16 protein-coding genes are annotated in these 17,805 nt (G+C 60.0%); 7 read left to right on the top strand and 9 right to left on the bottom strand.

The genetic code is table 11. From position 1 onward, the window contains the following. The first annotated feature begins 88 nt into the window (after window positions 1-88). The 4 genes from dnaK (at window position 89) to PPRO_RS06965 (ending at window position 4,045) form a co-directional block, all read left to right on the top strand. The gene (gene dnaK / locus PPRO_RS06980) at window positions 89-1,999 is read left to right on the top strand and encodes a molecular chaperone DnaK (RefSeq protein ID WP_011735313.1); all 1,911 of its coding nucleotides are present in this window, start codon (window positions 89-91) and stop codon (window positions 1,997-1,999) included. Window positions 2,000-2,122: 123 nt separating this feature from the next. Beyond that, window positions 2,123-3,256, top strand: a complete 1,134-nt coding sequence (gene dnaJ, locus PPRO_RS06975) for a molecular chaperone DnaJ (protein ID WP_041532196.1) — start codon at window positions 2,123-2,125, stop codon at window positions 3,254-3,256. A gap of 103 nt (window positions 3,257-3,359) precedes the next feature. Then, window positions 3,360-3,704 carry a hypothetical protein gene (locus PPRO_RS06970; RefSeq protein ID WP_011735311.1) on the top strand — a complete coding sequence of 115 codons (345 nt, stop codon included), beginning with the start codon at window positions 3,360-3,362 and terminating at the stop codon, window positions 3,702-3,704. 20 nt (window positions 3,705-3,724) lie between these two features. Continuing rightward, complete coding sequence (locus tag PPRO_RS06965) at window positions 3,725-4,045, top strand: hypothetical protein (protein WP_011735310.1); 321 nt, start codon at window positions 3,725-3,727, stop codon at window positions 4,043-4,045. A 17-nt stretch (window positions 4,046-4,062) separates the two neighbouring features. Here the strand turns inward: PPRO_RS06965 and PPRO_RS06960 are convergent, their stop codons facing one another. The 4 genes from PPRO_RS06960 to PPRO_RS06945 form a co-directional block, all read right to left on the bottom strand. Then, on the bottom strand, window positions 4,063-4,551 hold the full coding sequence (locus PPRO_RS06960) for a YehS family protein (protein WP_011735309.1): 489 nt from the start codon (window positions 4,549-4,551) through the stop codon (window positions 4,063-4,065). A gap of 212 nt (window positions 4,552-4,763) precedes the next feature. Further along, window positions 4,764-5,255, bottom strand: coding sequence for a helix-turn-helix domain-containing protein (locus tag PPRO_RS06955; RefSeq protein WP_011735308.1), 492 nt, complete (start codon window positions 5,253-5,255; stop codon window positions 4,764-4,766). Between the two features lie 226 nt (window positions 5,256-5,481). Further along, on the bottom strand, window positions 5,482-6,114 hold the full coding sequence (locus PPRO_RS21840) for an alpha/beta fold hydrolase (RefSeq protein ID WP_011735307.1): 633 nt from the start codon (window positions 6,112-6,114) through the stop codon (window positions 5,482-5,484). A gap of 160 nt (window positions 6,115-6,274) precedes the next feature. Continuing rightward, on the bottom strand, window positions 6,275-6,796 hold the full coding sequence (locus PPRO_RS06945) for a hypothetical protein (RefSeq protein ID WP_049759670.1): 522 nt from the start codon (window positions 6,794-6,796) through the stop codon (window positions 6,275-6,277). Between the two features lie 380 nt (window positions 6,797-7,176). Here PPRO_RS06945 and PPRO_RS19405 point away from each other — a divergent pair, with 380 nt between their 5' ends. Further along, entirely contained in the window at window positions 7,177-9,402 is a 2,226-nt protein-coding gene (locus tag PPRO_RS19405; protein ID WP_011735305.1) for a PocR ligand-binding domain-containing protein, read from the top strand. Window positions 9,403-9,527: 125 nt separating this feature from the next. Here the strand turns inward: PPRO_RS19405 and PPRO_RS06935 are convergent, their stop codons facing one another. The 5 genes from PPRO_RS06935 to purT form a co-directional block, all read right to left on the bottom strand. Continuing rightward, window positions 9,528-11,330 (bottom strand): DUF4388 domain-containing protein, encoded by a 1,803-nt coding sequence (locus PPRO_RS06935; RefSeq protein WP_011735304.1) that lies wholly within the window; start codon window positions 11,328-11,330, stop codon window positions 9,528-9,530. A 200-nt stretch (window positions 11,331-11,530) separates the two neighbouring features. Continuing rightward, entirely contained in the window at window positions 11,531-12,097 is a 567-nt protein-coding gene (locus tag PPRO_RS06930) for a MerR family transcriptional regulator (protein ID WP_011735303.1), read from the bottom strand. A 47-nt stretch (window positions 12,098-12,144) separates the two neighbouring features. Further along, complete coding sequence (locus PPRO_RS06925) at window positions 12,145-12,330, bottom strand: MerR family transcriptional regulator (RefSeq protein ID WP_041532194.1); 186 nt, start codon at window positions 12,328-12,330, stop codon at window positions 12,145-12,147. 278 nt (window positions 12,331-12,608) lie between these two features. Beyond that, complete coding sequence (locus tag PPRO_RS06920) at window positions 12,609-14,240, bottom strand: methyl-accepting chemotaxis protein (protein ID WP_041532193.1); 1,632 nt, start codon at window positions 14,238-14,240, stop codon at window positions 12,609-12,611. Between the two features lie 237 nt (window positions 14,241-14,477). After that, entirely contained in the window at window positions 14,478-15,662 is a 1,185-nt protein-coding gene (gene purT, locus PPRO_RS06915; protein ID WP_011735299.1) for a formate-dependent phosphoribosylglycinamide formyltransferase, read from the bottom strand. A gap of 283 nt (window positions 15,663-15,945) precedes the next feature. Here purT and PPRO_RS06910 point away from each other — a divergent pair, with 283 nt between their 5' ends. Further along, a complete protein-coding gene (locus PPRO_RS06910) occupies window positions 15,946-16,527 on the top strand; it encodes a DJ-1/PfpI family protein (RefSeq protein ID WP_011735298.1) in 582 nt (193 codons plus the stop codon). Beyond that, entirely contained in the window at window positions 16,527-17,438 is a 912-nt protein-coding gene (locus PPRO_RS06905; protein ID WP_049759667.1) for a class I SAM-dependent methyltransferase, read from the top strand. Before PPRO_RS06910 ends, PPRO_RS06905 begins: the two co-directional genes overlap by 1 nt. Window positions 17,439-17,805: the final 367 nt, after the last annotated feature.

The following is a 17,805-nucleotide window of genomic DNA, read 5'->3' as shown; positions in this document are numbered from 1 at the left end:
GAACTTATTTTTCCCGGCGCCCTTGTTTTTCACCCCAACGATGACTACTTTTGAGAGCAGAAAGAATTGACAAGGAGGATAGAGCGTTATGAGTAAAGTAATAGGAATCGACCTTGGAACCACCAACTCCTGCGTCGCGATCATGGAGGGTGGTGAACCAATTGTTATCGCCAACTCCGAAGGGAGCCGCACCACACCATCGATAGTTGCCTTTGCCGACAATGGTGAGCGCCTCGTGGGACAGCAGGCAAAGCGCCAGGCGGTTACCAACCCGGAGAACACCCTGTACGCCATCAAGCGCCTGATCGGCCGGAAATTCGACACCGAGGCGGTCAAGAGGGACATCGCCATCTCCCCCTTCAAGATCGTCAAGGCCGACAACAACGACGCCTGGGTCGAGGCGCGCGGCAAACGCTACTCCCCCCCCGAGATTTCCGCCTTCGTGTTGCAGAAGATGAAACAGACCGCCGAGGATTATCTGGGGCAGACCGTCACCGACGCCGTGATCACCGTGCCGGCCTACTTCGACGACTCCCAGCGCCAGGCAACCAAGGACGCCGGCAAGATCGCCGGCCTCAACGTGCTGCGCATCATCAACGAGCCGACCGCCGCTGCCCTGGCCTACGGCCTGGACAAGAAGAAAGAGGAAAAGGTCGCTGTTTTCGACCTTGGTGGCGGCACGTTCGACATCTCCATCCTGGAACTGGGCGACGGCGTCTTCGAGGTCAAGTCAACCAACGGCGACACATTCCTGGGGGGCGAGGACTTCGACCAGCTGGTGATCGACTGGATCGCCGACGAGTTCCATAAGGATCAGGGCATCAACCTGCGGGGTGACAAAATGGCCTTGCAGCGCCTGAAAGAGGCCGCGGAAAAGGCCAAGTGCGAGCTGTCCAGCTCCATGGAGACCGACATCAACCTCCCCTTCATCACCGCCGATGCCTCCGGTCCCAAGCATCTGACCATGAAGCTCTCCCGCGCCAAACTGGAAACCATCTGCGGCGAACTGCTGGCCAAACTGGAGGGTCCCTGCCGCACCGCCATGAAGGATGCCGGCCTCTCCGCTTCCGATATCGATGAGGTCATCCTGGTGGGTGGCATGACCCGCATGCCGGCCGTGCAGAAGAAGGTCGAGGCCATCTTCGGCAAGACCCCCAACCGCGGCGTGAACCCTGACGAGGTGGTGGCCATCGGCGCAGGCATCCAGGGGGGCGTCCTGAAGGGCGACGTCAAGGACGTCCTGCTGCTGGACGTAACCCCGCTCTCCTTGGGCATCGAGACCCTGGGCGGTGTCATGACCAAGCTGATCGAAAAGAACACCACCATCCCCTGCCGCAAGAGCCAGGTGTTCTCCACCGCGGCCGACAACCAGCCGGCCGTCTCCATCCATGTCCTTCAGGGTGAGCGCGAGATGTCCCGTGACAACAAGACCCTGGGCAACTTCGAACTGACCGGCATTCCGCCGGCACCGCGCGGCATCCCCCAGGTCGAGGTCACCTTCGACATCGACGCCAACGGCATCGTACACGTCTCCGCCAAGGATCTGGGCACCGGCAAGGAGCAGTCCATCCGCATCACCGCCTCCAGCGGCCTCTCCAAGGAGGAGATCGACAAGATGGTGCGTGACGCCGAATCCCATGCCGACGAGGACAAGAAGAAGCGCGACGCCATCGAGGCCCGCAACCATGCCGACAGCATGGTCTACAGCACCGAGAAGTCGCTGAAGGAGTTCGGCGACAAGATCGACGCCGTAGAGAAGGGAAACATCGAAAACAAGATCGTCGAACTGAAGAAGGTAATGGACGGCGAAGATGCCGAGGCCATCAAAAAAGCCACCGACGAACTGGCACAGGCTGCCCACAAACTGGCGGAAGCCATGTACGCCGCCAAGGAACAGCCGGGTGAGCACGGTGAGACCGGGTCTGGCGAACAGGCCAGGAAAGAATCGGGCAAGGACGAAAACGTCGTCGACGCCGACTTCGAAGAGGTCAAGAAGTAACCAGCCCCAGTGGCGTGGCGCCGGAAGGCGTCGAAGATCGAACGCCACGGGGTGTATCTCATTACCTGCAACGGGCAGCGCCTCACCTGAGGGCGCTGCTCTTTGCATTACAAGGAAATCATTTTGGCAAACGGCGAAAAGAGAGACTACTACGAGGTGCTGGGCGTCCACAGAAACGCCTCGGATACGGAAATAAAGAAGTCCTTCCGCAAGCAGGCCCTGCAGTACCACCCCGACAAGAATCCCAACGACAAGGCTGCCGAGGAAAAATTCAAGGAACTCTCCGAGGCGTACGAGGTGCTCTCCGATGCCCAGAAGCGCGCCCAGTATGACCAGTTCGGCCATGCGGGAGTATCAGGTTCCAACGGATTCTCCGGCGGAGGCTTCGGCGGGTTTGGCGCCGGCACCCCCTTCGGTGATATCTTCGGCGACATCTTCGGCGACATCTTCGGCGGAGGCGGTGGACGCGGCCGCAGCCAGGGGAGACGGGGCGACGATCTGCTCTACAACCTGGAGATAAGCTTCGAAGAGGCGGCCTTCGGCGTTGAAAAGAAGATCGAGGTACCCTTCGCGAAACGCTGCGGCAGCTGCAACGGCTCCGGCTCCCGTCCGGGCTCCGAGCCAAAGGTCTGTCCCACCTGCCGCGGAGCTGGCCAAGTCCGCTATCAGCAGGGGATCTTCAGTGTCAGCAAGACCTGCGGACAGTGCAACGGAGAAGGAAAGATCGTCACTGACCCCTGCCCCGACTGTCGCGGCAAGGGGAGCGTCAAGGACACCAAAACCCTCTCCATCAAGATCCCGGCGGGAGTGGAAACCGGCCTGCGCCTCAAATCGGCCGGTGACGGCGGACAGGGGCTCAAGGGAGGCCCCAACGGCGACCTGTACGTTGCCCTATCCGTCAAGGAGCACCCGCTCTTCCAGCGCGAGGACAACAACGTCATCTGCGAGTTCCCCATCAGCTTCATCCAGGCCGCACTGGGGTGCGAGATAGAGGTGCCCACCCTGGACGGCAAGGTAAGCATGAAGATCGCCGAAGGCACTCAGTCGGGCAAGGTCTACCGCTTGAGGGGCAAGGGTTTCCCCTCGCTGCAGGGATACGGCCGCGGCGACCAACTGGTGGTCATTCGGGTTGAGACCCCCACCAATCTGACCCGCAAACAGAAGGAGCTGCTGGAAGAATTCGCCAGACACAGCACGGACGAGAGCCACCCCATGAAGAAGGGCTTTCTTGACAAGGTGATGGATTTCCTGAGTTGAGCACGAGGAGCGCACCCCCCGGCGTCTTTTCCATTTCCATTGCCATAACCGCCGGTTTGTCATAGTATTCCGCAGTCGAACAGCGAAACAGAGTGGAGATCACATGGAAAAACAGCAGCTCATCGAAAAAACCACCGAGGCTCTGCGACCGCTTGAAACAGCGAACCTGATGCACACCATGCAGACCCTGACGATGAAGCAGATCTTCACCAACCCGGTGGTGCTGGGGGTTATCGCCATCGTGTTGTTTCTCGGCGTCATCAAGCGCTCGAAAACCGTCCTGCTATCGCTGTTCGGCCTGATCGGCCTGATCGTTCTCGTGCGTTTCGCCATACCCGCGTCCTCCACGAGCGAAGAGCTGTCGCTGGGCTCGATTGTACCCTTTGTGGTCATCGGAGGGGTTATCGGCGGGGTCATCATCTACTTCTCGCTGGTCAAATCCGATTAGCGCAGGGCCCCCCCCTACCCATGAAGATGGATAAACGGGACATGGCGTTTGTGGCGCTGATCGCCGTGGTGCTGGGTGTCGTCATCTCCCTCACCGGCAAGGAGAAGACCAAGACGGTGCCCCAGGACGAAAACCACCACATCGTTTATCAGGCTGCCTACGCCGGGGCTCCGGACGCAAATGCATCGTTTGTCAGAAGAATGTTCTTCAAACCGGACAAAAAGGGGGCGGAAACCTACTGCGAGCCATGCCACAAGGCGCGCAACGTTCGTTTTCCGCCCAACCACCCCCCGAAAAACCGTTGTCTTTTCTGCCACAAGCTGCAGCCGCAGCAGCCGTGAGCGTCTCATCCTGCCGGCTATTGTCCTTCCACACCAGCGGTTCCCCGGCAACGGATCGTCAACCCCTGCAGGAACTGTCTCAAAAACTGGTCCCCGCACGTCTTGTAATTCTTCTGTCCCCTGCTCCGAAACAGTGCACTCAACTCAGACTTTGAAATACTGACCTTGGCCAGTCTCATGGTGGCGATCAACTCATCTTCCCGCAACTCAAGGGCGATGCGTATTTTTTTCAAGATGTCGTTATTTGTAAGCGCCGCGACGGAGCGGGCGGGGCTACAATCCGCGCACTCGCGGGGTCCTCTTTTAAGAAGGATCAAGCCATCCAGAAACAGCCCCAGCAGTTCTTCGCTGCACTCCAGCCAAGCCGGGTCATCTTCCTTCTTCAACAGATTACGCAGGGTGGTCTGGTCAATTTCGTGGTTTGACTGCCTGAATATCTCCAGCATCACGCCATCAGGTATATCAAGGGCGTAGCGGAGCCTGCGCAGTATATCGTTCTGAGTCATATCCTCTCCTGGCTGGTCCGTGTGCGCAAAGCGAACGCCAGACCTGATATTTGCAAATCGTCACAGCAAAAAACCCACTATTTCTAGCGGGTTTTTTGCTGTGACTTCGTCGGAGCCGGGATCGAACACCAGCTTCGACCTGCCGTAATTACTAAACTATCTCGAGCAACAAGAACACAGTATACCCCCAAATGTACCACAAAAAAGGCCCGTCACCTCCCCCCTTGCTTACGGTTCATCATGTCGGAGACCAGCTTTTCGACTTGGGCCAATTCATCATCTGTCAACCATCGTTTTTGCAGCACAGTAATGATGGTTCGCTCCTGGTCCCTCCTCTCGTCAGATACATGTCCGAAAACCTCTCTATCAATCCGCTCTTGGTCGCAGGTGGACGGCTGGGGATCACCAGCTATTGACCGGGCCACCTCCATGAATATTTGCCGGTCTATGCTCGCGATGGTGAAACCTTTGCCGGGGGATAGTATCGGCTCTTCACCCTTCAAGACCCAATCAGGGCGGATGCCGTAAGCTGCGGCGACAGAAAGGAGGAACTTTTCAGAAGGTTCATTTTTTCCCGCCAGTATTCTGCTAACCATTCCCTCCGAATAACCTGTCTTTACAGCAACTTCCTTAACAACACCGCGTTTCGCAACGCCCATTGCGTTAAACGCAGCTTTAATCCTTGAAACAAATTCGTTCTCCATGCAATTTTACCTGCATATTATTTCATAGCTAAACATCATTTATTGCACACCACCACAATATCATACATCACGAATTTTTCAAGAAAGGAGTTCACTATGGGCAAATCAGCGGCAAATACCCAAGTCGCAACAATCAACGTGCGAGTGGATCACGTAGTTAAGCAGATGTTGAACGACTTGGCCGTGCGGAGGAGCATGGATCTTTCCAAGCTCGTAAGGGCCGCCTTCACCAACATGGTTCGGCCGAGGACCTACAACATATAATCATGCCCGCCGTCACGATCGACATAGCCGACTTGAAGCGGCTCATCACTGAAGCGGTACGGGAAGCGCTGAGAGCAGAGCAGCGCCCTAATTTACCCGCTCCGCCGGACTCGTATGTGGCCAGGGTCAACGCCGCACTGGAAGGCCACGAGCGAAAGAAATCAAAAAAGCGACTAAAACAGGAGGGCACACCAGGACCACCATTGACAGCCTGCTGGAGATCATAGCACTGGGCGGCATCGCTGAGAGCAACGGGCTCTTCCTGGATGGCCTGGTGCGCCGGGTCGTGGAGCGGTCGGTTGCCGACATGACCGTTGGCGAGCTGCTGGAGGTCTACCAGGGGCATCGGGAATTTTTCAACCGAGTCTATTCGGTCGTACTCCTCCACGGCAGCCGGTTTGTCGCTCCTTCCGTAGCCGCGCTGGTCAGGGGCGATGGCCCAAAACCCCGCACGGGCCAAGGCCGGGAGTTGGTGACGCCATGAGAAGGCCAGCTCGGGGAAGCCGTGGCAGAGCACCAGCGGAAAGCCGCCCCCTCTTGGTACACGGCCATGCGGATGCCGTTGGTGCGGATAATGGTGGGTGAGGGAACGCATCGTTCATGGGTCATGTTTTCTTTGGTGTGTGTCCTCGGTTGTTATCAAAAATAGTGTCACAAAAAAAGTGTGCTGGCCCGAGAACGCCTGCTTCAATTATATGCAACGCCATGACCCCGCCGGTGCCCCAGGAGCGCCAGCAACTTGTTCAGCGGGAAAGTCACTCCTTGCCGGCGCCACCCCTCTTATCCGCCCTTTCCACCCAGCACTGCACGGTGGAGAGAAAACGCAGGAATTCTCCCGCGAAGAGGAACTTGGACAGCGTCACCGGTACGCTGATGAACTCCTTGCCGCGCCCCACGGTCAGGGCGTACCCTCCCTTGCCGCCCCGCTCCCATTTTTCCACGGTAAGTGTGGTCACGATCTCATCCCTCTGCTCACCGGCCGAGAACTTGTGCGGGCTGAGTTTCTCCCTGCAGGGCACCGAGGAACCGGCTACCTGGGCGATCATCAGCGACAACCCGTAGGCCTCGTCCGGCTCGCAGATGAAGCGGATCTGGGTGATCTCATCCGGTTTCGTCTTTGGGGTCAACCTGAAGAAGCGCAGCTGTATCCTGCCGGCGCGCTCCGTCACCAGCCCGTTCTCCTCATGCGCCTTGAACGCCTCGCGGATCTCGACCCCGGCTGACTGGGAAAATATCTCGAAACAGCGGCAACGTTTCAGTTCGCTGGTCTGCGGCATGCTCTCCTCCTTGTTCAGAAATGATGGTAGGTGTGCGCCGATATCCGGGCCGCCCGGCATGCTGAAAGCCGCCTCCCCCGCCCCGGGGGGAAGTATCGACTCTCCACGTTGCCAGCGCCCCGGTTCACACCCCTGCCATCAACTCTAGCGCCATCCCCCCATGACGCAAGGAATCCGGCGTGAAGCGGAGGGGGCGTGAGGTGACGGCGAAACGGATGTCCGCCCAATCAGCGCGAAAATAATAACATACCGCGGAAATCCGGCAATTGCTCTTTGACATCGATCATTCAGCAACGGTATATTTTGTGGCCCTTCATCCGATCCGCCCGCGGGCGTTATCGGATTCGGCGGCATATGAACACAAAGGCATTGAGGTTAGCGTGGCCAACTCCCCCCCCTTTTCCCGACTCGTCAATATCAATCAACTACAGCAGCTGCTGGAAGCCCAGTACAGAATCAACGGCACACCATCCGCCATCATGGATGAGGATGAAAACATCCTGGTGGCAGTCGGCTGGCAGGATCTCTGCGTCCGCTTCCACCGCGTACATCCGGACAGCTGTGTCCGTTGCCGTGAGAGTGACAGGTACATCAAGTCCCATCTGCATTCTTTTGACGGAGAATATCTGGACTACACGTGCAAGAACGGCCTGCGGGATGTCGCCATGCCGATCAGGATCAACGGAGAGCATGTGGCCACATTCTTTACCGGGCAGTTTTTCTACGACGACGACAAGCCGGACCCGGACTATTTTCGTGCCCAGGCCAGGGAATTCGGCTTTAACGAAAACGACTATATCCGGGCCATGGGCATGATTCCCCTACGCAGCCGCGAACAGATCAGAAACATAATGGAATATTCACGCAATCTGGTTCAGGTAATGGCCGAACAGGGCCTGAACAACCTGAAACTGGCCCGGGAGGTGGAGGAACGGAAAAAAGTCGAGCAGGAAGCCTCTTTTTTCAAGACCCTGATCGAGTACACGCGCGACCCGGTCTATGTGCTTGATCCGGCGGACGGATTCCGCATGGCCTATGCCAACCAGGCGGCCTGTTCCCACTTCGGGAAAACCCTCGAAGAGCTGCTCACCATGCGCATTCCCGACTGGGACCCCGTATTCGACATGAAAAACGTCGATGTCAGCCTGGAGCAGATGAAGCAGGGCAGGTCGCTGCTGTTCGAGACAACCCACCGAAGCGCCTCGGGACGGCTGATTCCCGTGGAAGTGACCAGTAGCTACCTGGAGCACAACGGACGGGGACTGACCATGGGGCACTTCCACGACATCACCGAGCGCAAGAAGGCTGAAGAGCAGATACTTCGCTTGAACCGGCTCTACGCGGTGCTGAGCGAAACCAACAAGGCCATTGTCCACTCCAGCGACCGCCAGATCCTGTTCCAGCGAATCTGTCGGGTTATCGTTGAGCATGGCGGCTTCCAGTTGGCCTGGATAGGAGTGGTGGACCAGGATACCGCCCTGGTGAAATCCGCCGCATGGAGCAGCAAAGACGATTCCTGCCTGGAAGAGTTCAGGGTTTTGCTCAGGGAAGAGTCGCAGGCAATGGGGGGCATCGCTTCCGCCATCCGCGGTGGAAAGCTGGAAATAGTCAACGACTTCCTGGATGATCCGGGCAGCGGGCCTTGGCACAGGGAGGCGGAAAGCCACGGGTACCGGTCGGTGGCGGCCATCGCCCTGAAATCGAACGAAAAGGCCGTCGGTGTCCTGACCATCTACGCCGCTGAAACGTTGTTTTTCCATGGGGGCATGGACGATCTGCTGCTGCAGTTGGCAAGCGACATCTCCTTCGCCCTGGACAACCTGGACCGGGAGGCCCGCAGGAGGGAGACTGAGTGGGCCTTGCGGGAGGAGACCCTGCAACGCCTACGGACGGCGGAAGAACTCCGCGAAAAAGAACGCCTGCTTGTGCTGCAAAGCCGCCAGGCGGCGATGGGGGAGATGATCGAGAACATAGCCCACCAGTGGCGTCAGCCGCTCAATACGCTGGGGCTTATCCTCCAGGAACTGCCCATGACCCATGGTGACGGCGAACTGAGCAGGGAATACCTGGACGATGCGGTGGAGAGGGCCATGGAACAGATTCTGCATATGTCCCAGACCATAAATGATTTCAGCAATTTTTTCAGACCGGACAAGCAGAAACTCACCTTCAGGGTGCAGCAGGTCGTCACCAGAACCCTGTCCCTGATCGCGGGAAACTTCAGAAAAACGGCTATTTCCGTAGAAATAAACGCATTGGACGATCCTGTCATCACCGGTTATCCCAATGAGTATGCACAGGTCCTGCTGACCGTATTTCTTAACGCACGGGATGTTTTTTCGGAACGGGAGACCCCCTACCCCAGGCTCACGGTAACCATTGGCGTCGAAAAGGGGAGGAGCGTGGTGACCATTGCCGACAACGGCGGCGGCATTTCCAGCGACATCATCGACAGGATTTTTGAAGCGTACGTCACCACCAAGGGGCCGGACAGGGGAACCGGCGTGGGGCTGTTCATGTCCAAGGCAATCATCGAGAAGAACATGCACGGCTCCCTTTTCGTGCGCAACACGAAACAGGGCGCCGAATTCAGGATCGAGGTCTGAGTGTACAGGTTCTGAGCGACCATACCCATCGGCCGTTGAGCGGCGCTGGCCTCTCGACGTAGAGCTTAGGCTCCGCGGGAGTTAAAAACGGCTCGTTGAAGGTTTTTCCCTGCCCCCGGCCGCAATCAGCCTGCCTGGGGAGGTTCCTGCGTTCTCTGCCGCTCCAGCATGGCCTTCAACTTCTGGCGGTATGCCGAAATGCTGACCTGGGCGGTGCTGTACTGCACCAGCGCCTCGATGCAGGCCAGGGTCGGTGCGGTCGCCGGCCGTGACCCAAAATCGGCATAGATGAACGCCACGACCCTGTTGGCGCGCACCAGCGGGAAGAGCAGCACCTCCGGACTGTCCGGCCTGCCGATCAGACGGTACAGTTGATGGGGCCAGGTGGAATCGCTGTGAAACCCGTAGTACATCGTTCCGGTTTTGACCATATCCTCGAAAATCTCCTGATCATCCCGGGCAATGCAGAGGGTGGAGAGCGGTTTCAGTCCCTCCCCCTTGCCTTCCCCAACGCCGAAGGAGTGTTCCGCCACCAGTTCCGTTTCAGTCACCAGAAAGACGATGCCGCGCTCGAACGGCTCCATCAGGTATGCCAGCAGCGCATCCGCTATCTCCGTGCGCGTCCTGCAGTCGCGCAGTCGGGAGATGCAGCTGAAAAAACGCTGGTCGGCGTTCTTGCCATGCTCCGACGAAAGCGACCGCAGTAAGGCTCCCAACCCCGAGCAGAAGGCCAGGGCCTGCCGCAGGTAGGCCTCCTCCCCGCACTCCCGGCAGGGGCGCGGGATGATGGCACGCATGCCCGAAGCCAGCGCCTGCATCCCCAGCATGCCCCAGAAGCGGGAGCAGGCGGTCAGCACCAGGGACACCTGGGGGTATTTGCGCAGTTCCGCGCCGCTGCTGAGACTCTCCTGCGCGGCATCGTCATGGGGGACGTCGAGGAAAATGAACAGGCGCAGGGCCTGGCAGAGGAGCAGCCGGATACTCATATCCAGCGAGGCGATGTTGTCCGTGGCTATGGCGTAGACCCCCTCCTGGTGGCAGATGGATCTGACCATGGTGGAGAGCAGCGGCGAGCGGGTAACCAGGATCACCGCCATGCCCCGGGGTTCAGCAGCCCCTCCCGCTTCCGGTCCGGGTCCGGCCAGCAGGGAGAGCAGTTCCAGCTTCTGTTCCTTGGCCGCTGCGGGGAATTCGTCGACGATCAGCCTGCCCAGTTCCTCCACCGAGCGGTAGCTCTGGTCACCGGCACGGCGGACCATGTTCCTCTGTTCCGCGAGCATCTGCTGGAGCGCCGGCAGCCCCCTCTCCTGCTCGCCTCCTCCCGTGACGGCCTGCCCGCCCCCCGGCTGTTCCCCTTCCAGGTCCAGGTTGTCGACACCGGCGATGCTCAGGATCTCATCCATGGAGCCCTCCCGCATCTTCTCATCATAAATGCGTAGCGTCTCCATCAGGATTCCCTGGGAGTTCAGCAGGATTCTCTGGGGGAAGCCTGTCTTGGAAAACCGGTAACCGTCGCAACCCTCGTCCCCGCCCATCTCCAGGGAAAAGTGCCCCTCATTCCAGGTCATCACCTCGATAATGGTCATCTCGATCAAGGATTCAAGGCAGTTGTATGCCGCAGTCTCACCGACCATGCCCTGCTCCAGCAGGGTGTTGACCAGCGGCAAACGCCGGTCGCCGGCACTGTTCTGGATTTCCAGCGCCCGGGCCAGCTGTTCTTCGCTTATGGCGCCGGCGCTGACCAGAACCTGGCCGATGCGTACGCGGCTGTTAAGGTAGTTGGCGCTGACCAGGTCCCCCTCGTGGAACACCAGCTGGCTCTCGCCCCTCTCACCGGAGAGGCGCAGCACGCCGCTCTTGCGTGCCCCGTGCAGCAACTGGATGATATCGATGATGGGAAAATGCTTCAGATCACCTGTAAGTGACATGTTTCTGACTCTCCGGAAGGGATTTCATGGGGGTGGCATCCCCCTGCAACGGGGGTCCATCAGGGGCAGCAAGCCCGCTGGCCCGTGAGCCTGCACCGCCGGGGGAAAGGATCTTGGGGCAGCCTCTATCACTTAACACAAATCCGACCCATATGCCACGAACGCGTTCATACCCGACGCACTTCCACGGCCGCCCCTCATCAGGCGCTCCCCCGGTCCCGGGCAGCCGTTTCCCCTTCACTATCCCCACCGGCCGACCAGCGCCGTATCAGCAGGGCCTCGTTCTCCAAAATGCCCAGCGACAGGAGAAAGGCGTGGTGGGCTTGGGGCTCACGGAGCTCGAATTCGGCATGCAGGCGCCCCATGGCCTGGTCATCCATGCCGGCGGCCCGCAGCATGGCCACGAACATATCCTTGTCCACGCTGGTCCGGGGAGGGTCCTCCCCCCTGACCCGCAGCATCCCGGCCAGCACCCGCTGCTGGGCCTGCAAAGCATTGATCTCCCTGCCGACCTCCCGCAGGCGTCGCTGCAGAAGCGCCGTGGACGCATCGTCTCCAAAGGCAAGTATGGAGCGGATATCCTCCACCCCCAGGCCAGCCCGGCGATAGGAGCGGATCGCGTCCAGCCGCTGCAGGTCGGCAACGGAATAGAGGCGGTAACCCGCCCCGCTGCGCAGGGACGGCGAGAGCAGCCCGATCCGGTCATAGTACAGGAGGGTGCTGCGGGAGATGCCGAAGCGCTCCGCCAGCTCACCAATGCGATACATGCATTCCTCCGAAAAAACGCCCCCGGTTCACACCGGGGGCTGGCTGCTTAGGCGTAATCGCGGCGGATCCGCTCTATCTGCTCGGGTGAACATCCGAGCCACTGAAGGAAACTGTGGTGCCCCTGGGGATTTTCCTGTTCGAACAACCGGTGCCACTGCTCCATCGCCGCGTCATCCAGACCAACGGCACGGAACCGCGCGACCCACTCTTCCTGCGTCACATTCTGTTGCATTGCTTTGTGCTCCTTTCACAAACGGGAATGTATGCCATGGCCATGACAGAGACAAGGCTAAACCGTGAAGCGGTAGACGGGTCAAGCGGAATTTGCGGCGCCGCGGGCAAAAAGCTGACGGCAGTCACTTCCTTCAAACCACCATCCGGCCACCCCTTGTAAGAGGGGGCCGGAGTGCGGCAGCCGGGGGCGAGATGGAAGCGCACAACGACAAACGCCCGGAGCTGTTCATGCCATGCTCCGGGCGTCCGTTTACGTCGTGTTCCGGGGAACCGTGCTCAGTTGAGCCGGAAGCTGCTGACCAACCCCTGCAGATCGTTGGCCTGTTGGGCCAACTGTGACGCGGCATTGGCCGTTTCCTCGGCGCCGCGTGCGGACTGGTGAACGACCTCGGTGATCTGCTGGATGTTCATGGAGACCTCGCTGGTCGTAGCGGTCTGCTCCTCGGCAGCGGTGGCGATCTGGTTGATCTGCATGCCAACCTCGTTGATCCTGCCGAGGATATCCTCCAGCGCCTGTCCCGATTTCCGGGAGGATTCCGTTCCCTTCTCCACCTCGCGCACCCCTTCCCCCATGGCCCTGACCGCCTCCCTGGTCTCGTTCTGGATCGATTTGATCATCTCGCCGATCTCGCGAGTCGCCTTGGTGGTCCGCTCGGCCAGGGCGCGCACCTCGTCGGCCACGACCGCGAAGCCGCGTCCCTGTTCACCGGCGCGCGCAGCCTCGATGGCGGCATTCAGCGCCAGGAGATTGGTCTGGTCGGCGATATCCTCGATCGTGCCGACGATCTGGCCAATCTGGTCCGAACGCGCACCCAGGGCCTCCACGGTCCGGGAACTCTGCTGAACCCTCTCGGCGATGATATTCATGCCCGTAATGGTCTCATGAACGACCCTGGCTCCATCATTGGCCGACTCGGTAGTCTGGCGGGACGCATCGGCCGCCATGGAGCAGTTGCGCGCGATATCGGTGGAGGTGTGGGACATCTCCTCGCTGGCGGTTGCCACCGTGTTGGTCTGGTTGGCCACCTCCTCGGCTCCGGTGGCGATCTGCTCCGACGTGGACTGCAACTGGGTCGAAGCAGAGGCAATACTGCCCGCTATCTCAACGGTCCGCGCAATCATGGTGCGCAGGTTCTCGACCATATGTTTCATGGCACTCATCAGTTGGCCAACCTCGTCACTGGAGCTGGACCGTACATCCACCGTCAGGTCGCCCGAAGCGATGCGGTTTGCCGCGTCAACTCCGGCGACCAGCGGAACGGTTATCATGCGCGAGATGGCAAAGGCCAGGACCATGCCGATGGCGACACAGACGATAAGGGTAACCACAATGGTGACCTTCGAGGAATTGTAGAGTTCCACAGCTCTCTGGTACTCGTCCTGCCCCCCCTTGACGTTCAGCTCGATCAGCTTGTTCAGATCAGCCTCTGCTTCGGCAAGGTAACTGGCCGAGTTTCCGCGCAGCAGGTCCCGGGCCTCCTGGTTTCTGCCCTGCCGCGACAGTTCCACAAGCTTCCTGCTCTCGGCGAAGTACAAAGCCAGAATCCTGACATAGCTATCGTACAGCTTGCGCTCCTCCGGATCGGAGAGCAGTTTCTGGTAGGCCGCATCAACACTCTTGATGGATTCCAGTGTCGTATCCATGCGTTTCTCGTACTTGTCCATCTCTTCGGGGGTGGTGGAGAGGATATGCTGGAATTCCGAACGACGGAACTTGTTCAGATGGGCATGCAGATCGGCAACCCGATTGGTGCTGGGCATCCAGTTGCTGCCCAGAGCCTCGGTTCCCCGGTTAACCCTGCCGATCTGGTAGATGCCGAAGATGCCGAGGAGTGTCGTCAGAATAAGGACCGCGCCAAAGGCTGACAGGAGTTTTGTACCGACCTTGAGATTTCCGAACCAGTTCATACGTGTTTCCTCCTCGAATGCTGCCGGGCAGAGGGTTGTCACTGCGCCCCCTCCCGAATGCAGCTGACAGGGGGATGTCAGAGTATTTCATAGCACAAGAACATCCACTGTAAAGCAGGCAGGCGCCTTTCAAACGCCGGAGCACTCCAGGCACCGAAGTCCCGACTCAGACGAAGCAGACCGCACCCGGTGGGGATGCGGCCTGCTTCGTGTGCAACGGAATGTATTTTACAAATGCTACGACAATGGAACCATGCGTACGGCGTGGGCGCAGGCTTCGGCGCGGCCGCGGGCCTCGTCCGTGTCTTTCCCCTGCACCAGGGCGACCCCCATGCGCCGGCCGGGGCGGGTATCCGGTTTGCCGAACAGGCGCAGCTTGCTGGTGGCTACCTCCAAGGCCTGCTCCAGCCCCTCGAAGCGCACCGCATCAAAGCTGGCGTCGGCCAGGATCACATGACTGGCCGAGGGGGCCAGGTTGACGATCTCGCCCACCGGCAGCCCCAGGATGGCGCGCACGTGCAGCTCAAACTGGGACAGGTTCTGGGAGATCATGGTGACCATGCCGGTGTCGTGGGGACGGGGCGAGACCTCGCTGAACAGGACCCGGTCGTTGCTGATGAACAGCTCCACGCCGAAAAGACCGTAGCCCCCCAGGGCGGTGGTGACCGCCTCGGCCTGGCGCCTGGCCTCGGCCAGGGCCGCGGGACTCATGGCCATGGGCTGCCAGGACTCGTGGTAGTCCCCCTTGATCTGCACATGGCCAATGGGAGGGCAGAAGGAAGTGCCGTTGCAGTGGCGCACTGTCAGCAGGGTGATCTCGTAGTCGAACTGAATGAACTCCTCGATGATCACCGTATCCGAGGCGCCCCGCGCCCCCTCCATGGCATAGCGCCAGGCCTCGTCCACCTGTGAGGGGTCGCGCAGCACGCTCTGCCCCTTGCCCGAGGAGCTCATAATCGGCTTGATGACGCAGGGGCAGCCGATCTGGGCCACATGACCGCGCATCTCCTCCAGGCTGGCGGCAAAAGCGTAGCGCGCCGTGGGCAAACCCAGTTCTTCGGCTGCCAGCCGCCGGATCCCCTCCCGGTTCATGGTCAGGTTGGTGGCCCGGGCGGTGGGGATCACCCGTTGACCTCCCTGCTCAAGCTCCAGCAGGAATTCGGTGTCGATGGCCTCGATCTCCGGCACGATCAGGTCGGGGCGTTCCAGGCCGATCACCCTTTTCAGCTCCTCACGGTCCTGCATGCTGATGACATGGCTGCGATGCGCCACCTGCATGGCCGGAGCATCGGCATAGCGGTCAACGGCAATCACCTCAACCCCCAGGCGCTGGGCCTCGATGGCGACTTCCTTGCCCAGTTCCCCGGACCCCAGCAGCAGGACCCTGGTTGCGCCCGGTTTCAATGGTGTTCCCAGATTCATAATCTCGCTTCCTCCACATGTACTGTTAAAATAATCGAACAATCGCTGTTAGAACTACATCAACCATCCGAAAAATCAAGCCCAAATACGCCCCAGACCATCAGACCGGCATATCTTGCCGCTTCCCGGTCCCCGACTTCCCCATCCCCCATGCGGGTGAAAATCACATTCACCCTTGACGTTGCCACGGCAACGTCTATCATGTGTCCCCGGAGTGGGCCGCTGGATCAGGTTTCATTCCACCGGGCCACCCGGCAAACACATTCCCGAAAGGAGCTGCGCAATGGCTGCTAAAAAAATTCTGATGCTGGTGGGTGATTTTGTGGAGGACTACGAGGTCATGGTCCCTTTCCAGGCGCTGCAAATGGTGGGACACACGGTGCACGCGGCCTGCTGCGGCAAGAAGGCCGGCGAGACGGTGCGCACGGCGGTTCATGACTTCGAGGGAGACCAGACCTACAGCGAAAAGCCGGGGCACAATTTCACCCTCAACGCCAGTTTCGATGGGATACGCCCCCAGGAGTACGACGCCCTGGTCATTCCGGGAGGGAGGGCGCCCGAGTACCTGCGCCTGAACCAGGAGGTCATCGACATGGTCCGCCATTTCGCCGAAACCGGCAAACCGGTGGCGGCCATCTGCCACGGCCCCCAGCTACTGGCTGCAGCAGGCATGCTCAAGGGGCGGGCCTGTTCAGCCTACCCGGCGGTGGGACCGGAAGTCACCCTGGCCGGCGGGACCTACGTGGATATCCCGGTTGACCAGGCCCATGTGGACGGGAACCTGGTCACCGCGCCTGCCTGGCCGGCCCACCCCCAGTGGCTGGCATGCTTCCTGAAACTGCTGGGCACCACGATCGAACTCTAATGGCGAGACGCCAAGGCACAAGCGCCAAGAAAGCGGGAAAGGAACCGGCACCGCCGGAGAAGCACGACATCAGGCCGGGACAGTCCCTGGAACTGCTCCAGGAACTGCACATCCTGACCCGCGACGGGAAACTGAACCAGGACAGCAGGAGAAAGCTGAAGCAGATCAACCACCTGTACCAGTTCATCGAACCGCTGCTGGAGGATGTCCGGCGTGCAAACCGTTCCATCACCCTGGTGGACCACGGTGCGGGCAAGTCATATCTGGGGTTCATCCTCTACGACCTGTACGTCAGACAGAACAGGGAGGCCGAGTGCCGCATCTTCGGCATCGAGACACGGGACGAGCTGGTGGACAAGTCCCGTGACCTGGCCCGACGCCTCGGTTTCGACGCCAAGAGTTTCCTCAACCTGAGCGTGGCCGACGCCATCCATGCGGATGCCATTCCCCAGCAGGTGGACATGGTTACCGCCCTGCACGCCTGCGACACCGCCACCGACGACGCCATCCGCTTTGCCCTCATGAAGCGGGCCCGTTTCGTCGTGCTGGCCCCCTGCTGCCAGGCCGAGGTGGCAGCCGTGCTGCGCAGGAACAAGGGAAAGGCCCTGGCCAGCAGCCTGGCCGAACTCTGGCGGCGGCCGCTGCACACCAGGGAGTTCGGCAGCCTGGTCACCAACGTGCTGCGCTGCCTGCAACTGGAGGCCCACGGCTACCAGGTGAACGTGACCGAGCTGGTGGGATGGGAACACTCCCTGAAGAACGAGCTGATCATGGCCGAATACAAGGACCTGCCCCGCCGCAAACCGGCGCAGCGCTTGAATGACCTGCTTCGCATGCTGGGGGTCGAGGAGGAGCTGGGCAGCCGCTTCTTCACACCGCCTGAGGAGCGGCTGATCCGAAACGAACCGTAACGGATACGGAACAGTACCAGAAACGACAGAGGGCGCCCCGAAAGGCGCCCTCTGTCGTTTCTGTTTTGGTCAACGGTCAGGCCGGCATCTCGGAGAGCGCTCTGGGGCCCGGGCGGCATTGCCGAACAGCACCTGCTGCTCGGCGTTCATCAGCCGGAACAGGTTGCCCGACCGGGTGGAGTAGTCATCGCTGTCCTCCCGGTGATTCCAGTGCGCCGCTGCTCCACGAGCAAGGCCATGGCAAATGGTGAGGCACGTACAACATAATCCCGCCCATCTGGGCAATCAGGTGACGTGCACCAATACCCCGCCAGCTTTGTGGTATAAGGTGACAAGCTATGTAATCCCTCGTTAGCCACCTATCCAC

Origin of the sequence: Pelobacter propionicus DSM 2379, assembly GCF_000015045.1 — a bacterium.
Classification (GTDB): domain Bacteria; phylum Desulfobacterota; class Desulfuromonadia; order Geobacterales; family Pseudopelobacteraceae; genus Pseudopelobacter; species Pseudopelobacter propionicus.
Note: the sequence above shows the minus strand (reverse complement) of the source record. Positions and strands in the feature narration are given on the sequence as shown.